This window comes from Paramuribaculum intestinale, from assembly GCF_030759015.1.
In the GTDB taxonomy this organism is placed as follows: Bacteria; Bacteroidota; Bacteroidia; order Bacteroidales; family Muribaculaceae; genus Paramuribaculum; species Paramuribaculum intestinale.
In genome coordinates this window covers 432748-450204 of the sequence record NZ_CP098825.1, presented here as the reverse complement: position 1 = coordinate 450204, position 17457 = coordinate 432748, and the positions used below count along the sequence as shown (strand labels likewise).

12 protein-coding genes and 1 tRNA gene are annotated in these 17457 nt (G+C 54.6%); 3 read left to right on the top strand and 10 right to left on the bottom strand.

Translation table 11 applies throughout. The annotated features are described in order from the left end of the window. The 3 genes from NF347_RS01855 to NF347_RS01845 form a co-directional block, all read right to left on the bottom strand. Entirely contained in the window at window positions 1-1029 is a 1029-nt protein-coding gene (locus NF347_RS01855) for a lysylphosphatidylglycerol synthase transmembrane domain-containing protein (protein ID WP_107681310.1), read from the bottom strand. Window positions 1030-1040: 11 nt separating this feature from the next. Beyond that, a complete protein-coding gene (uvrA, locus tag NF347_RS01850; RefSeq protein WP_107681311.1) occupies window positions 1041-3860 on the bottom strand; it encodes an excinuclease ABC subunit UvrA in 2820 nt (939 codons plus the stop codon). Window positions 3861-4047: 187 nt separating this feature from the next. Continuing rightward, window positions 4048-4121 (bottom strand) — tRNA-Pro (locus NF347_RS01845). 147 nt (window positions 4122-4268) lie between these two features. Here NF347_RS01845 and NF347_RS01840 point away from each other — a divergent pair. From NF347_RS01840 to NF347_RS01830, 3 genes are all read left to right on the top strand, one after another. Then, window positions 4269-5708 carry a sensor histidine kinase gene (locus tag NF347_RS01840; RefSeq protein WP_107036170.1) on the top strand — a complete coding sequence of 480 codons (1440 nt, stop codon included), beginning with the start codon at window positions 4269-4271 and terminating at the stop codon, window positions 5706-5708. Between the two features lie 114 nt (window positions 5709-5822). Beyond that, window positions 5823-8114, top strand: a complete 2292-nt coding sequence (locus NF347_RS01835; protein ID WP_107036171.1) for an inorganic phosphate transporter — start codon at window positions 5823-5825, stop codon at window positions 8112-8114. A gap of 298 nt (window positions 8115-8412) precedes the next feature. Then, window positions 8413-9828 carry an ATP-binding cassette domain-containing protein gene (locus tag NF347_RS01830; RefSeq protein ID WP_107681312.1) on the top strand — a complete coding sequence of 472 codons (1416 nt, stop codon included), beginning with the start codon at window positions 8413-8415 and terminating at the stop codon, window positions 9826-9828. A gap of 116 nt (window positions 9829-9944) precedes the next feature. On the opposite strand, the gene NF347_RS01825 is transcribed toward NF347_RS01830, so the two are convergent. From NF347_RS01825 to atpG, 7 genes are read right to left on the bottom strand one after another with little or no spacing between them, the layout of a single operon-like run. Further along, the gene (locus NF347_RS01825) at window positions 9945-11396 is read right to left on the bottom strand and encodes an NADH-quinone oxidoreductase subunit N (protein ID WP_107681313.1); all 1452 of its coding nucleotides are present in this window, start codon (window positions 11394-11396) and stop codon (window positions 9945-9947) included. A 17-nt stretch (window positions 11397-11413) separates the two neighbouring features. After that, window positions 11414-12919 carry a complex I subunit 4 family protein gene (locus tag NF347_RS01820; RefSeq protein WP_107036174.1) on the bottom strand — a complete coding sequence of 502 codons (1506 nt, stop codon included), beginning with the start codon at window positions 12917-12919 and terminating at the stop codon, window positions 11414-11416. Window positions 12920-12957: 38 nt separating this feature from the next. Beyond that, a complete protein-coding gene (gene nuoL / locus NF347_RS01815; RefSeq protein ID WP_107681314.1) occupies window positions 12958-14988 on the bottom strand; it encodes an NADH-quinone oxidoreductase subunit L in 2031 nt (676 codons plus the stop codon). Window positions 14989-15001: 13 nt separating this feature from the next. Further along, complete coding sequence (nuoK, locus tag NF347_RS01810; RefSeq protein WP_107036176.1) at window positions 15002-15313, bottom strand: NADH-quinone oxidoreductase subunit NuoK; 312 nt, start codon at window positions 15311-15313, stop codon at window positions 15002-15004. Between the two features lie 6 nt (window positions 15314-15319). Then, window positions 15320-15835, bottom strand: a complete 516-nt coding sequence (locus NF347_RS01805; RefSeq protein WP_107036177.1) for an NADH-quinone oxidoreductase subunit J family protein — start codon at window positions 15833-15835, stop codon at window positions 15320-15322. A 9-nt stretch (window positions 15836-15844) separates the two neighbouring features. Then, entirely contained in the window at window positions 15845-16492 is a 648-nt protein-coding gene (locus NF347_RS01800) for a 4Fe-4S binding protein (protein WP_107036178.1), read from the bottom strand. 60 nt (window positions 16493-16552) lie between these two features. Beyond that, window positions 16553-17437, bottom strand: a complete 885-nt coding sequence (atpG, locus tag NF347_RS01795; RefSeq protein ID WP_107036179.1) for an ATP synthase F1 subunit gamma — start codon at window positions 17435-17437, stop codon at window positions 16553-16555. Between the last annotated feature and the right edge of the window lie 20 nt (window positions 17438-17457).

The following is a 17457-nucleotide window of genomic DNA, read 5'->3' as shown; positions in this document are numbered from 1 at the left end:
TCATTGCAAATTTCGCTTACGCGACCACGCCGGTATGACCACAGCACCGGCCGCAAGGTAAATATAATATGTCAATATACGCCACATCACTGCCACGACAAGCGTCATTGATCGATCACCGACAAGATCGCCGTAGTATGTGGTGAAAAGCCATTCGCTGATGCCGCTGCCGCCCGGCGTAGGGCTGACCGTCAGCAGCAGCCACACAATAGCCTGACGGCCGAGGACAAGCATCTGGGGAGCCTCGGGCACAAACGCAGCAAACAGAGCGTTGACCACGAGGAAGCGTGAGATCCAGCTCAACGCTGTGGCTACGGCCGCCTTCGTCCACCATCGCCATCCCATGCCGCGTAACCGGCGGCTTGCCTCCGACAGATCGGCCGCCACGCCATCCATCTTTTTCTGCCAACGGCGAAGCCAACGGCAGGAAAACAGACGCCTGATGACCGCGCTCATTGCCGCCGGCTTCAGAATTATTGCCACAAACAGCAACGCAGTCCATACCACAGTCACTCCCCATACCGCCCAGAAAGCGGCACGTATCCCCTGATCCACCGCCGCTCCACTGCCGTCACTAAACCCAAAAAGAGCATCAGACCCCAGCAAAACAAAAACGAGCGGACCGGCCAAAGCCATAAAACCCTCGTCGAGCAACAAAGTGACCAGCATCACCGAGCCGGCCCGACCTCCGCTGATACCCTCACGGTGCATGAACCACACGCTCATGGCGCTTCCACCGGCTGTGGTGGGTGTGATGGCCGACGTAAACTCACACATCATGGTGACTCTCAACGCCGCCATAGCCGACAGACGGCCGTCGGTCAGCACCCTGAATCGCCACGCAAGACCAAATTCACGTCCGGCCACGGCAAGAAGTGCCAGAGACAGCGCCCAGACCGTCCGCCCGCTCCATGGCACCCGAGCGAGATCCGACAGGCTGAATTCGCGGCCGAACAGCCATACTACCACCGCTATGCCTATGGCAAGCGGCAACAATATCTTCAGTGTCAGATTACGGCCTGTCTGCATGGGATTAATACTTACGGTTGCAGTTTAGCTTTCAGGTAACGCCCTGTATATGAAGCCTCGCATGCAGCCACCTCTTCGGGCGTGCCGCTGACCACCACCCTGCCGCCGGCATCACCCCCCTCCGGACCTATGTCGATCAAATGATCGGCGGTCTTGATGACATCCATATTGTGCTCAATGATGATCACCGTATGCCCGGCCTTTATAAGGCGCGAGAACGAATCCATCAGCGTATTTATATCGTGGAAATGCAGTCCGGTGGTAGGCTCGTCGAATATGAATACCGTTGGGCGCGGTTTCTCCATCGAAAGATAATATGCCAGCTTGACACGCTGGTTTTCGCCACCCGACAGAGTCGACGAACTCTGCCCCAGACGTATGTATCCGAGCCCCACATCGGCCAGCGGCCTCAGGCGCTTAACAATCTTCTTTTCGGTCAGCCCGTCAGCGCCACCGAAGAACTCTATAGCCTCGTCGACCGTCATTTCAAGCACATCGTAGATCGACTTGCCGCGATAGGTGATATCAAGCACATCGCGCTTGAAACGTTTGCCATGACACTCCTCACACTCCACTGTAATGTCAGCCATAAACTGCATCTCGATAGTGATCGTGCCCTCGCCCTTGCACTCCTCGCAGCGTCCGCCCTCGGCATTGAACGAGAAATATCCCGGACCGAAGCCCATCTGCTTCGCCCCCTGCTGGTCGGCAAACAGACGGCGTATCTCATCGTAGGCCTTGAGATAAGTAGCCGGATTGCTGCGTGTCGACCGTCCTATCGGATTCTGGTCGACAAATTCCACGGCCTCCACCCTGTGCAGATCGCCTCCGAGCGAATCGAATGCTCCAGGAGCATCCACAGCTATATCGAAACGCCGTGCAAGCGCTCGATAAAGCACATCGCGCACCAGAGTCGACTTGCCGCTTCCGCTCACTCCGGTCACTACAGTGACGACTCCGAGCGGAAATTTCACATCGATATTCTTCAGATTGTGTTCTCTGGCGCCCTTTACCTCTATAAAATCGCGCCACGGGCGTCGGTGCGCCGGCACCGGTATCGACATCCGGCCGTTGAGATAGGCGGCCGTATAACTGCCCTCGACATCGGGCAAAGACGCCGGCGAGCCCTCGTTCACGATGCGTCCGCCATTGCGTCCGGCTTCCGGCCCGACGTCGATCAGATGGTCGGCCTCGCGTATTATCTCTTCGTCGTGCTCCACTATCACTACGGTATTGCCAATGTCGCGCAAACGCTTGAGCACGCTGATAAGCCGGTCGGTGTCGCGCGAGTGAAGTCCGATACTCGGCTCGTCAAGTATATACAACGACCCGACAAGACTGCTGCCAAGCTGCGTGGCCAGATTGATGCGCTGGCTCTCGCCGCCCGACAGGGTCGCCGACAGACGGTCGAGTGTGAGATATCCCAGACCGACGTCCGACAGAAACCGCAGTCTGACAGTGATCTCCGTCAGCAGCCTGCGGGCTATCTCACGGTCAGCCGCAGGCAGATCTATATTCTCGAAAAAGGAGTGAAGCGCATCGACCGGCATCTTCACCATTTCGGTGATTGTCTTGCCGGCGACACTGACATAGGACGCATCGGAGCGCAACCGGGACCCGTGACATTCCGGACACTCCGTCTTGCCACGATAGCGGGCCTGAAGCACACGATACTGTATCTTGTAGAGATTTTCCTCCACCATGCGGAAGAAACCGTCGATCCCCTCAAATCCTCCTGCACCGCCATGCCACAGCCATGAGCGTTCCTGCTCGGTCAGCTGACAATAAGGCTTATGAACCGGGAATGATGCAGCACCGGAGGCTGCGATGGCCATCTGTTTCCACTGGCCCATCTTCTCGCCCTTCCAGCATGCCACGGCGTCGTCATAGACCGACAGGTTACGGTCGGGCACCACCAGATCCTCACTTATGCCTATCACACGGCCGAAGCCCTCGCAACGCGGACATGCGCCGTAGGGATTGTTGAAATTAAACATCAGGTCGTTCGGCTCGACAAACTGCCTGCGGCTCGATTCGAAACGTTTTGAAAACTCCAGCCGTCGCGGCACGTCAGCATCATACAACGTCAGCACCAGACTGCCATGCCCCTCGAAAAATGCGGTTTCAGCCGAGTCGGCCAGACGGCTCTTCTCGTCGCTGTCGTCACTGACCGACAGACGGTCGACAAGCAATTCAAACCCTTCGGCCGAAACAGGAATCGTTTCAGGCGAGGCTAGCATTTCGGCAATATCAAGAAACTCGCCGTCATGCAATAGCCGCGAATATCCGCCCTTCAGAAGCACCTCAAGCTGTGTGGCCATAGACCTTCCTTCGGGCAATGTGATCGGCGAACTGACTGTCATACGTGTGCCCGCAGGACAACTCCATGCCACGTTCACAACATCGTCTACCGTATGTTTCTTCACCGTTTCGCCGGTCACCGGATCACGGGTCACGCCGATGCGTCCGAACAACAGACGCAGATATTCGTATATCTCCGTCGAAGTGCCGACGGTGCTGCGCGGATTGCGGGTGCTCACTTTCTGCTCTATGGCTATGGCCGGAGGCAGACCTTTGATGAAATCGGCTTCAGGCTTCTGCATCCGTCCGAGAAACTGACGGGCATAGGCCGACAGTGACTCCACATAGCGGCGCTGCCCCTCGGCATACAACGTATCGAAAGCCAGCGACGATTTGCCCGATCCCGAAAGGCCGGTTATCACCGTCATGCGGTTGCGGGGGATCTCCACGTCAATATTTTTCAAATTGTTGACGCGCACACCCCGGGCTATTATATTCTGTTTTTGTTCGTCTGATGTCTGCTTGTGCATAGTATGCAAAATTACAAATTTCCCTCCAACATTCGACTATATCCCCGCCCCGGTTTAACAATATTAACGGCCATGAATCTATGCTTTGGTGCGTTATCGCCATATCCTGAACGGACCGGATCAGGAGTGACCTGTATAAAATAAAATAAGCTCGGAAGACTTTACGCTTCCAAGCTTATCTCTTATGTCGGGGTGAGAAGACTCGAACTTCCGACCTCCACGTCCCGAACGTGGCGCGCTAACCAACTGTGCTACACCCCGGACATCAGTGCTTCCTTTACGTTAGCGGCTGCAAAGTTACAAACTCTTTTTCTCACAAGCAACAATTTTCATAAAAATTTCTTCACAAAAAAATATTCATCGCATCACAACGTTTTATTTTCAACAGAAATCCATGATATAACCGCTATGAAAAGGGTTATAAAAATATCCTATCACCGGCGTCTGTTTATCGGGCTGGTGGCCTACTCACTGCTTATGGCGGTTTGTTTCGCTGTGTTTCAATACCATCGTGAACGGCAGTTCAAGGTGCAGGAACTTGACTCGCGTCTTCAGGATCTGAATGCCATGATACTGGAAAAACTTGCCTACGGTGTACCGGTTGATTCACTGCACACACCGCTGCTTCGTTCCATTCCGGAACTACGGCTGAGTGTGATAGACCATTCAGGTGACGTCATATACGACAACACTGTCGACACACTCCCAGGCACGCCACACCTCGACCGAGAGGAAATTGCCGAGGCGCTGCGCACCGGCAAGGGCTATTCGCTCCGACGCCACAGCGACAGCACGGGACAGACCTACTTCTATTCGGCCACTGCCGACGGACTGTATGTCGTGCGCACTGCCGTGCCTTACGACGTGACCCTCCACCAGCTCCTATCGGCCGACTACGGTTTCATGTGGACACTGCTCGTCATCATGGTTTCGATGTGTATGCTGGGATACCTGGCCACAAGAAGAGTCGGCGAACACGTAAGCCGGCTCAACCGGTTTGCCGAGCAAGCCGAACGCGGAGAACGGATCCACGATACCGGACCGCTGCCTCACGATGAGCTTGGCGAAATTTCCGGCCACATTGTCAGACTCTACTCCAGAATGCAGCAGGCCGTGGCTCAGCGCGACCGCGAGCATCAGACCGTCATACGCCAGCAGCAGGAGAAGGACGAGATGAAACGACGCCTCACCAATAACATAAATCATGAACTGAAAACACCGGTGGCATCCATGCAGCTGTGTCTTGACACCCTTTTGGCACACCCCGACATGGAATCATCGAAACGCACTGAAATACTGACCCGATGCGAAAAAGCCAACCAGAGGCTCGGCCGCCTGCTTGACGATGTGGCGGCCATAACCAGGCTCGACGACGGCAGCACGCAGATAGCGGTTGAAGAGATCAACATCGCACACATCATAGCGGAAACCATAGAGCGGCACATCATGCAGGCAGAGGCCAAGAACATCAGTATTGTCAACATGGTAACGTTCAGCGATCCGATTCCAGGCAACCGCTCGCTTATGGAATCCGTGATCGGCAACCTGCTCTCAAACGCCATAGAGTATTCCGGCGGATCCACCATTGAAATCAGTCAGTTTGTCGGCGGCAGATACATTGAAATCAACGTGGCCGACAACGGCTGCGGAATAGATCCGCAACATCTGCCGCACATTTTTGAGCGTTTCTACCGCATCGACAAGGGTCGCTCGCGGAGAGCCGGAGGCACCGGCCTGGGACTTGCCATAGTCAAAAACGCCACAGCATGGCACGGCGGCTCTGTAAGTGCCACCCTGCGCTCCGAAGGCGGAATGCTGTTCACTGTCACCCTTCCACTCATTCGCTGATATTTACCCGCGTTTTGACGGCTTTTTGCACATTAAAAGCAAATTTAAGCAATGTGCAACATTTATGAAACATTCTGTGTTTTACTTTGCAGAAGAACTAAATAAACGTACTACATGGAATTACTTTTTCTATGCGTCGTGGTATTCCTGTTTCTGCTGGCAGTGTTTGATCTGTCGGTAGGTGTCAGCAACGACGCGGTCAACTTTCTCAACTCTGCGATGGGGTCGAAGGCTGCCCCATTCAAACGCATCATCATCGTAGCCTCTATCGGAGTTTTTCTCGGAGCAGCCATGAGCAACGGCATGATGGACATAGCACGTCACGGCATCTTCAGGCCTGAACACTTCTCGTTCTACGATCTTATGTGTATTTTTATGGCCGTGATAGTGACCGACGTCATATTGCTTGATATATTCAATTCGCTCGGAATGCCTACATCCACTACCGTGTCGATGGTATTCGAGCTGCTGGGAGCCACATTCGTCGTGTCGCTCATCAAGATGGCCACAGATACTCCCGATCTGGGCTTCAACGATCTGCTCAACACCGAAAAAGCACTATCCGTCATACTCGGCATATTCCTATCCGTAGCGATAGCGTTTTTCTTCGGCACTATAGTGCAGTTCATAGCCCGTCTGGTATTCTCCTTCAACTACCGCAGCCATCTTAAATGGAAAATCGGCATATTCGGCGGAATATGCGCCACTGCCATAGTCTATTTCCTGCTAATCAAGGGCACCAAGGATCTCGCATTCATGACGCCCGAACTCAAAGTCTGGATAAACGGCCACACGATGGTCATAATACTTTGCTGTCTGGCCGGATTCACACTCCTCATGCAATTGCTCCACGCGCTGCGTGTCAATGTGTTGAAAGTAATCGTCATGATGGGCACTTTCGCTCTCGCCATGGCATTTGCAGGCAACGACCTCGTCAACTTTATCGGAGTGCCGCTGTCGGGTCTTTCAGCCTTCACCGACTATGCCGCCAATGGCAATGGCGATCCACACACATATCTCATGGGGGCACTCAACGGCCCGTCGGACACATCCGTGTGGTTTCTGATCGGAGCCGGAGTGATCATGGTCGTATCTCTGGCCACATCGCGAAAGGCACGAAAAGTCTCTCAGACCGAAATCGGACTGGGATCACAGGAGGCAGGCGATGAGATGTTCGGATCGTCGCGCATCGGACGCCGGTTTGTGCGCTGGGCCATACATCTGGTCAACTGGGCGAGAAACGCCACTCCGCCTTCGGTACGCCGCTGGATCAACCGACGCTTCAACATTGACGAAACCATAATGGATCAAGGCGCGGCATTCGACCTTGTCAGAGGATCGGTCAATCTCGTTCTCGCCGGGGCGCTCATCGCACTGGGCACATCGATGAAACTCCCGCTGTCCACCACATTCGTCACCTTCATGGTGGCCATGGGATCGTCGCTTGCCGACCGCGCATGGGGTCGCGAGAGCGCGGTGTTCCGCATCACAGGAGTCATTTCCGTCATCGGCGGATGGTTTATCACCGCCGGAGCAGCGTTCCTCGGCGCCGGAATACTCGTGCTGGCAATGCATCTGGGAGGCATCACGGTGATGATTATTCTCGCCCTGCTGACGGTAGCCATAATCATCCGCAGCAATCTGCGTTTCAAACGCGCGCAAAAAGAATCGGCCGAGGGTGGCGACACACTGTTCCGCACCATCATATCCACCTCCGACCAGACACAGATATGGCCTATGCTTCTGATGTATATCACCGGCAATCAGGAACAGTTCATCGCCTATGCAAGGGACACATACACAGGCATCACTCATGCATTTGTCAACGACGACGTCAAGCCCCTTTACAAAGCCGAACGAACCCTCGCCGACGGCAAAAAGAAACTCAAGAACGCACGACGCAAAGAAACTCTCTGTCTGCGCAAGCTATCGCAGTCGATGGCGCTTGAAAAGAGCGCATGGTTCTACACCAGCAACAACTGCTGCATGTCGATACTCTACAATCTCCACCGCATCAACGAGGTGTGCAAAGAACATGTTGAAAACAACTTTCTGCCGCTGCCCGTGCAGTATGCCGCCGACTTCGCAGTAATACGGACGCGCATCGAAACACTCTTCAACGACACACTGGCGCTGACACAAAGCGGCGATATCGACACCGTGGCAACCCTGCGACGCCACTGCGACGAGATCAAGGACACGCTATCGGCCACATACCATCGCCTGCAGGGACGCATACACCGCGATGACCCGAAGACAATGGCGGTGCTCTACGTCTACCTCAACCTCCTGCAGGAGAGTCAGGAAATGATATCGGGCATTAGAAAATACCTGCGTGCGTTCGCCAAACTGATCGACAGCAACTACTCCACGCGAAGCCAGATCAGGGAACAGCGTCAGGAGTGAAACCACACTCACGTACACACGCACACGACAGACTGAAGAACGATGTGCCGCCGGCCACGACCCCATGAGGTCACGCCGGCGGCATATCGCCTTTTCTCATCTATGCTCAGTCTCTTTTTTGCCGATATCAGCTATCGGCACCGGATACATATTGTCTAAAGTTTTGTGCTGAGATTTCCCGTAATCAAAGAATCACTCAACGTTTTTATCCGCTCCATAGGATGCCCGTTGGCTCTCCAATAGCTATAAATGCCGGACAGACTTGGATGTATGAGATTTTTTTCGCAGCTTTGCGCACATGAACCCGATAATCACCCTCGAAAGCCCGCGCCTGCAATGGATAGGAGTATCGCTATCCAATCCTACGACTACTGCCATCCCCTTTGGGACTACAGTAGTGATCGGCCGCAACGGCGCCGGCAAATCTACGCTCGGACGCATAATAGAGCGGGGGCGAAACCTCGCCACCAACCGCGTGCGCACTTCCGCCACCGATATGAAAGTAACACGACTGGAATTTAACGACATACATTCGCTGTCGGAGGGCAAGGTCACTTACATGCAACAGCGCTTCGAATCATCGATGAACGATGAAGTGCCGACGGTCAGCGATCTGCTGCCTCGCCTCGACAGCACCGGGATGGCAACCATGCCTTTTGACATGACCGCTATGTCAGACAAACGCATCAACTACCTGTCGAGTGGCGAAACGCGTAAATTGCTCATCTGCCGTGCACTTTGCGGACAACTGCCCGACCTGCTGATACTCGACAATCCCTATATCGGGCTCGACACCCATTCGAAGGCCGAGCTTGACGGTGCGCTCCGGCATCTCGCCTCACAAGGAGTGTCGGTGATGCTGCTTGTATGCGATCCGGCCGACATACCCGACTATGCCACAGCTATGCTTCCTCTTGAGAATATGACTGTCGGCGCCCTCGTGACAGGAACGGCGTCTGAACTCCGACGCGCGGCCTCACACCTGTTTGAACCGACGGCGGAGGCATACGCCCCGCAACGGATCATACCGCCGACGGTCAATGCTAATGTTCCGGTCGTAGAGATGCACGCCTGCACAGTCAGATATGGATCACGCACACTGCTGGAATCAGTCGACTGGCGGATCATGCCCGGCGAACGCTGGGTTCTTTCAGGACCGAACGGTTCGGGCAAATCGACACTTCTGAGTCTTATCTGTGCCGACGGTCCGCAAGCCTACTCCAACGACATCAGCATTTTCGGCCGCCGGCGCGGCACCGGCGAGAGTATCTGGGAAGTGAAGCGCCGCATCGGGTACATCTCCCCGGAGATGCAGCTTTATTTCGGCGGAGGAAGCGCTACGGTGCGCGATGTCGTGGCACGCGGCCTCAACGACACCGTAGGCTGCTATACACGTCTTTCAGACGAACAGATCGAGACCGCCGGCCAATGGATCGACGCTCTCGGCATGACACATCTGTCCGACCGCACATTTTCTACGTTATCCACAGGCCAACAGCGGCTCGCGCTGCTCGCCCGCACATTTATCAAAGAGGCACCGCTTATGCTGCTCGACGAGCCGTTTCACGGTCTTGACGCAACGCAGAAAAACACCGTGCGACGCATCATTGACACTATAGCCGCACGAAGCGGAGCCGCCATTGTATTCGTCACCCACTTCCCGGAAGAAGTGCCCGAGGGCTTCACCCGATCGCTCCGGCTGCCCTCACGCTGAAGCGGGGCCGTCAGCGATACATCGCTTGCTCCACTACAATACACTGCTCCCCGGATAGCGGTCGCTATCCGGGGAGCAGACATATAATAGGGGTTGAAACGTCAGTCAGGGACGCATCAGAAACTCATGATCGTACCTTCAAGGAGAGTATTGTAGACGAAGCTGACAATACCGAGGAACACGATGCCCGCCACACATACCCACAGAGCGAAACGCTCGCTGCAGGCACTGCGGAAGGGAGCTATCACGCAATCGTCCTGCGAGATGAACATCGCCTTTACCACCAGCAGATAGTAGTAGAGCGAAATGATGGTGTTGATAAGCGCTATCAGCACCAGAACGTAGATAGCTACCGTTCCCTGGGCTATCGCACCGGTGAAGATGAAGAACTTCGAGAAGAAGCCTGCGAACGGAGGGATACCGGCCAGAGAGAACATGGCCAGCATCATTGTGAAGGCCAGACGCGGATTGGTGCGGTAAAGACCCCTGTAGTCGTCCATCCATACCTTGCCCGAAGCATTCTCTATAGCTCCGATCACACCGAAAGCAGCGAGATTGGAGAAGATGTACACCAGCACGTAGAACATCAGAGCCGCCAGTCCCATGGGATTGAAGGCGATAATGCCGAGCATGATATATCCGGCCTGCGATATTGACGAGAAAGCGAGGAAACGCTTCATGTTTTTCTGCCGCATCGCAAACAGGTTGCCCACAGTGATGGTGAGAATGATCAGAGCATAGAGCATCCATTCCCACGCCTGGGGATATACTGTGCCGAACGCCTGCCACAGCACTGCGAGGAAAGCGAACGCAGCGGCGCCCTTGGAGATCACCGACAGATATGAGGTGACCGGAGTGGGAGCGCCCTGATATACGTCGGCAGTCCAGAGGTGGAACGGCACAAGCGAAAGCTTGAAACCGATACCGGCGATCACGAAAGCCAGAGCGCAAACGAGCAGAGCGCTATGCGACTCCGACCATACAGCGATAGCGATATCGGAGAAGTAGAGCGAGCCCGAGAGAGCGTAGACGTAGGATATGCCCATCATGAAGATGGCCGAGGAGAACACGGCTGTCAGTATATACTTGACGGCCGCCTCACGCGATTCGTAGCGGTGCTTGTCGAAAGCCACCATTGCGGCCAGAGGCAGCGAAGCTGTTTCCAGACCGATCACGAACATCAGGAAGTGACGGGCCGAAATCATGAAATACATGCCGAGCAGAGTCACCAGCAGCAGCTCGTAGAACTCGCCGCGACGGATTCTCACCATATCCTGGTCGGCCCAGCGGAGAGCCTGTATCATGACTATGAGCACACCCACATTGAGGATGTTCTTGATATTGATCACAGGCCATGTAGCCTCATACATGCCGGAGAAGGCCACTCCTTCACCTGCGACACCGGGGACAAAGCCGAGCACCGTGAAAGCGGCGAAGAATATGCAGCTGATTACGCCGATCGAACCCTGCTCGCGGCGCGGCAGGAAGGTGTCGGCGAGGAAGACGATCAGAAATACGGCGAGAAGGCCGATTTCCTGCTTCATTATGAGAAACTGTGAATAGTCCATTTTCTATCTATGCAAAATTACTGGCCGATTACGGCGAAGATCGACGGGCTGAATGTAAACTTGATAAGGTCAGCGAAGAAGTTGGGGAAACAGCCTATGGCCGCTACGCTGATAATGAGTGTGACTGTCGACACACGCTCCCACCATGTGGCGTCGGTGAGCTGCAGATGATGCTCGTCCTGCACGGGGCCGAAGAGCAGCTTGCCTACCACGCGGAGGATATACACGGCGGTTATCACGATCGAGCAGCAAGCTACGATGGTGAACACACGGTGGAACATATCGGCGTGCTCGAACGAACCCACGAAGATGGTCATCTCGGCCACGAAACCGCTAAGACCCGGCAGACCGAGCGAAGCGAAACCGGCTATGACGTAGCACACTGCCAGGAACGGCATTATCTTCATCAGTCCGCCCATCAGGCGTATGTCACGGGTATGTGTGCGTCCGTATATCATACCTATCAGAGCGAAGAAGAGCGCTGTCATCAGACCGTGGGAGAGCATCTGCATGATGGCACCGGTCATTGCGGTGGTGTTGAGCATCAGGATAGCGAACAGCACCAGTCCGCAGTGGCTCACCGACGAATAGGCGTTGATATATTTAAGGTCGGTCTGCACGCAAGCCGAGAAGGCTCCGTAGACAACCGAAATGCCGGTCAGCACCAGGAATATCCATGCCAGATCGTTGGCAGCCTGAGGCATCAGGTAGATCGCCACACGGAAGCATCCGTAGCCGCCGAGTTTCATCAGCACGCCCGCATGGAGCATCGACACAGCCGTCGGAGCCGAAGCATGACCGTCGGGACTCCATGTATGGAAGGGGAACATGGCGCCAAGCACGCCGAATCCCACAAACGTCATCGGGAAGAGGAAATACTGCCAGCCTTCGGAGATGCTCTCGTTGGCGCGGATCTCAAGCAGATTCCACGTAAGAGGCATGCCCTCGGGAGCCGAGTGATAGAAGATGCCGATAAGGCCGAGCATCAGGAACGCCGAACCGCCCATAAGCATCAGGGTAAGCTTCATGGCCGAATAGTTCTTGTTGCCGCTGCCCCACACACCGATGAGAAGATACATCGGGATCAGAGCCACCTCATAAAACATGAACATCGTGAATAGATCGATCGAGATGAAGAATCCGAACACACCTGTCGACAGAAGTATCAGCCACAGGAAGAAGTCCTTGGTGTTGGGTTCCACCTTCCATGAGGCGAAGCTGCCGGTCAGAAGGATTATCGACGAAAGGATGAGCATGGCTATCGAAATGCCGTCGACACCAACAGCAAGATGGATGTTGAGCGGTTCAAACCAACTCCATGAGTCGCAATAAAGCATCGGGGCGTCGGCGCCTGCCGCACGAAGTCCCAGATAGTCTACCAAAAGCCATATCGAAAGGGCTGTGAGCGCAAGTGATCCGGTTACGGCCACGGCGCGTATCTGCCCTATGCTCCGGCAGATGGCGAGTCCGGCCAGCATCACCAGCGGAATCACCACGAAATAGATCAGAGGATTGGAAAACATAATTACTTTTTCTTTTTCTTATTGCACCGTGATTGATATTACATGAGGCAGAAAGCCGTTACGGCTGCCAGCAAAAGCACACCTATAAGGTAGATCCACACATACATCTGTATCTTGCCGCTCTGAAGGCCGCGGATGGCGTAGGAAGCCTTGTTGGTGACAATTGCCAGACCGTCCATTGCACCGTCGATGATATGGCGGTCAAACCATGCGATCGGACGCGATATGCAGCCGAATATTATCTTGTGGGTTATAAACTGATACAGTTCGTCCCAGTAGAAACGGTGGTGACACCAGTCCCACAGACGGGGCATCATGTCGGCCATGCGGTCGGGCAGAGGATTCTCCTTGCGATACATCACTGTCGCGATCACGATAGCGACGATGGCTACTGCGAGCGATACGAGAGCCACGCTCCAGTCAAGGTGAGCGAGATTGGTGAGGAAATTGGCATGCTCAAACATCGGCACACCGTTCCATGTAACAAGATTGCCCATCGGAACGAAACCGGCCAGACATGACACCACGGCCAGAATCACCAGCGGAAGAGTCATCGTCCAGGGCTGGTCGGAAGGCTTGTGATGGCCTTCGTGCACCCTATGTTCCTTCCACCAGAAGATCAGGTAGTAGATGCGGAACATATAGAACGCCGTCAGACCGGCCACGGCCGACATCCATATATACCAGAATATCGAATGACCGAAGCAAGCCACAAGGATCTCATCCTTGGAGAAGAAACCAGCGAACGGAATGATACCCGCAATGGCAAGGCAACCGATAAGGAAGCAGACATTGGTTATGGGCATATACTTGCGCAGACCGTGCATGTCGGTATAGTCGTTGGAGCCGACAGCATGAATGATCGCACCGGCGCAGAGGAAGAGCAGAGCCTTGAACATGGCGTGTGTGAACAGATGGAACATGCCGGCCATGTAGCCGATGCCATCGTGGAACTCCGGACGCGAAACGCCCAGCGACACCATCATGAAGGCGATCTGCGAGATGGTAGAGAACGCAAGCACGCGCTTGATATCGATCTGAGCGCATGCCACCAAAGCCGCATAGAGAGCGGTCAGGGCACCTACCACCACCACGATGTCGAGCGATGCGGTTTCCATCAGATAGAGCGGGTAGAGGCGCGCTACGAGATACACACCGGCCACAACCATCGTTGCAGCATGGATAAGAGCCGAAACAGGAGTGGGGCCTTCCATAGCATCGGGCAGCCAGATATGGAGCGGCATCATCGCCGACTTACCCATGCCACCCATGAATATCAGCACGAGAGCCCATGTGAGCACCGAAGCACCCATAAACACGGGGGCTGCGCTCTGTGTGAAAATGCTCTTGACTCCCATCGCAGTCTGCTCGCTGATCTGATAAACGCCCTCCATTCCCCCGACAGGAGCCGAAGTGAGCTGCATGAAGTCGAAGGTGCCGGTGTAGTACGACAGCACCAGAATACCGATCAGGAAGCCGAGGTCGGCGAAACGGGTGACGATGAATGCCTTCTTCGAAGCCGACACCGCCGACGGTTTTTTATAGTAGAAGCCGATAAGCAGGTAAGACGAAGCGCCCACGAGCTCCCAGAAGATATACATCTGGAAGATATTGGTCGCAACCACAAGGCCGAGCATAGAGAAGCTGAAGAGCGACAGGAAAGCGTAGAAACGCTGGAAACCGTGCTCATACACTCCGTGATGGTCGCGCATGTAGCCCATGCTGTAGAGATGCACCATGAAAGAGATCGTGGGGATCACTATCAGCATAAGCGCCGAGATGGGATCGAGGAGGAATCCGAGTTTGATCACCAGGCTGGGAGTAAACTGCAGCCAGGTGCAGTTGAATATGACAGCCTGCAGACGTTCGCCGTTTTCGGCTATGAACTGCGGCGAGCCGCCAAAGAAATAAGTCAATGCCGTGATATAGCTCAACACCAGCACGGTGCCCATTCCTGCCGTGCCGAGCGTGCCGGCAAGCCAATGGGGCATTTTCATGCCGGTCAGTCCCAGCAGAAGGAACATGAAGAGCGGTATGGCCAGAATAAGTATAGGTATCGTAATGTCCATGACGCGGAATGGGTTAATGTTTCATTTTGTTGAGATCGTCGACATCGACGTTGCGCGCAGCGCGGAACACGTTGATGATTATGGCAATGGCAAGCGCTGTCTCGGCCGCCGCGATAGCGATGGCGAAGAGAGTGAAGAACATGCCCTCCATCTGTCCCGGGAAAAGATAGCGGTTGAACACCACGAAGTTGATATCGACAGCGTTGAGCATCAGCTCAAGCGATATCAGCATCGCTATCATGTTTTTGCGTGTGACGAAGCCATATACGCCGCAGCAGAACATCAGCAGCGACGGTATGAGATAATATATCATCGTAATTTCCATAACAGCTTATCTTTTGCGGGCGACTGTGACGCCACCGATTATACATGCCAGAAGCAGGACGCTGACAGCCTCGAACGGAAGCAGATATTCGCCCTTGCCGGTGCCCATGAGAGTTTCGCCGATACGGTGCATGGACGGATTGTCCATGATCGGCAGACGGGATGCCATTTCGGCGCAGCGGCTCAGAAGAGCCCATCCGGCCACTACCAGAGTGGCTATACCCGCTACAAGGCCAAGCACGCGCTTCTTCGACACCAGACGCGCTGTGTTGTCGCCCGGATGTGAAGTCAGCAGAATAGAGAACACGAACAACACCACTATGCCTCCGGCGTAGACTGCGATCTGCACGGCGCCCAGAAACTCATAGTCGAGCTTGAAGTAAAGAGCAGCCGTGGCGAAGAGTACGAACAGAAGATATGTGGCCGAACGCAAGATTTTGCGTGTGGTGACAGTCAGCACCGAGAATATGACGATCGCCAGAGCGATCACCCAGTACATGATTATACCTCCAAGTGATTCCATATCTAATAATTATTGTTTGTCAACAGGTTTTGCAGGCTCTTCGGTCACAGGCTTCTCACCCTGCGCCTTCTCGGCAGCCTCGATGCCCTCGGCTGCTGCTGCGGCTGCCTTTTTGGCAGCGGCAGCGGCCTTGGCGGCTGCTATCTTGGCCTCACGTTCGGCCTGGATACGTGCAAGTTCCTCAGGCGAAGGAGCCGGTTCCTCTTTCTCAGGAAGATAGTTGAGCTGCTTGACAAGCTTCTCTCTTGTAAACACAGCCTGCTCGAAATCATTGCAGAATTCGATTGCATCCTGCGGACACGAGCTGACACACAGCTGACAGAACGTGCAGCTGCCCAGATCATACATATACTTGTCGAGCTTACGCTTCTTCTTTCCGTCGGCCGTATCCACCATCTTTGTGCTAAGAGAGATGGTGCCGTTCGGACAGTTGCGTTCGCAAATGCCGCAAGCTATGCACTTGTGGCGTCCCTCGGCATCGTACTTAAGCTCCAGAATCGCGCGGAAGCGATCGGGAACGTGGACGGTGTCGCGGTTTTCAGGATATTTCTCCGTCAGCTTGGGGGTGACGAACTCCTTGCCGGTGACCGTCATGCCCTTCACAAGGCTGGCGATGCCGGCCCCCAGCGACGAAAAATAATCTTTTACACTACCCATAGTTTATTGTTGATATGTTTTACTTTTTTATTGCTTGGTGATAAATCGGTTGTATTTTCTCTATCTTACCTGACCGCCGAGTATGTCGAGCAGCTCGGTGGTGATGCTCTGCTGGCGAAGCTTGTTGTACTCAAGCTGCAACTGTTCGAGCAGCTTCTTGGCATTGTCGTTGGCGCTCTGCATGGCCATAACTCTGGCAGCCTGCTCCGAAGCACGGTTTTCGGTAAACACATCGTGCATCACCGACATGATGAACATCGGCAGCACACTCTCGAAAATCGTCTGTGCGTCAGGCTCGAATATGCAGGGGCGCACATCGGCCACGACACCGTTGTCCGAAAGAGTCGAGGCCACCACCGGAAGCAGCTGTTCGGCGCTCGTGCGCTGACGGCTGACGCTGTGAAAGCCCATATAAAGACAGTCGACACGATCGGTTTCTCCCTCGGCGAACTGACGGCAAAGGCTGTCGGCAAAGTCGCGCACTCCGTCGCCGGAGGTCTTCGAGTCCACGCCCTCCACCGTCGTCACCGTAATGCCGTCGGAGTGATGAAGCTTCTCACAGGCCTTCAGCATTTTTTTACCTATCGGATAAAGCTCTATCGCTGTATCGCGGCCAAAGGACTCGCGCAGATGTCCGATATGTTCGAGAAGCGCCTTGAAGATATTGTTGTTGTAAGCACCGCAAAGGCCGTCGTCGGATCCAAACACCACTATCGTGACTTTAGCCACCGGTCTCTCTTCGAGCAGCGGGGAGCTGAACTCGGCGTCGGCCGTAAGCAGTGTGCCGATGATGCTCTCCACCTGACGGCGGAAAGGCTGAAGCCTGCGGAGGCTCATCTCGGCTTTATGCATCTTGGCCGATGAGATCATCTTCATGGCGCCGGTGATCTTCTCCGACGAAGCCACCGAGCCGATGCGTGTCTTTAGTTCGCGTAGTGTTGCCATTTGCTTTTTCGATGCTTTCC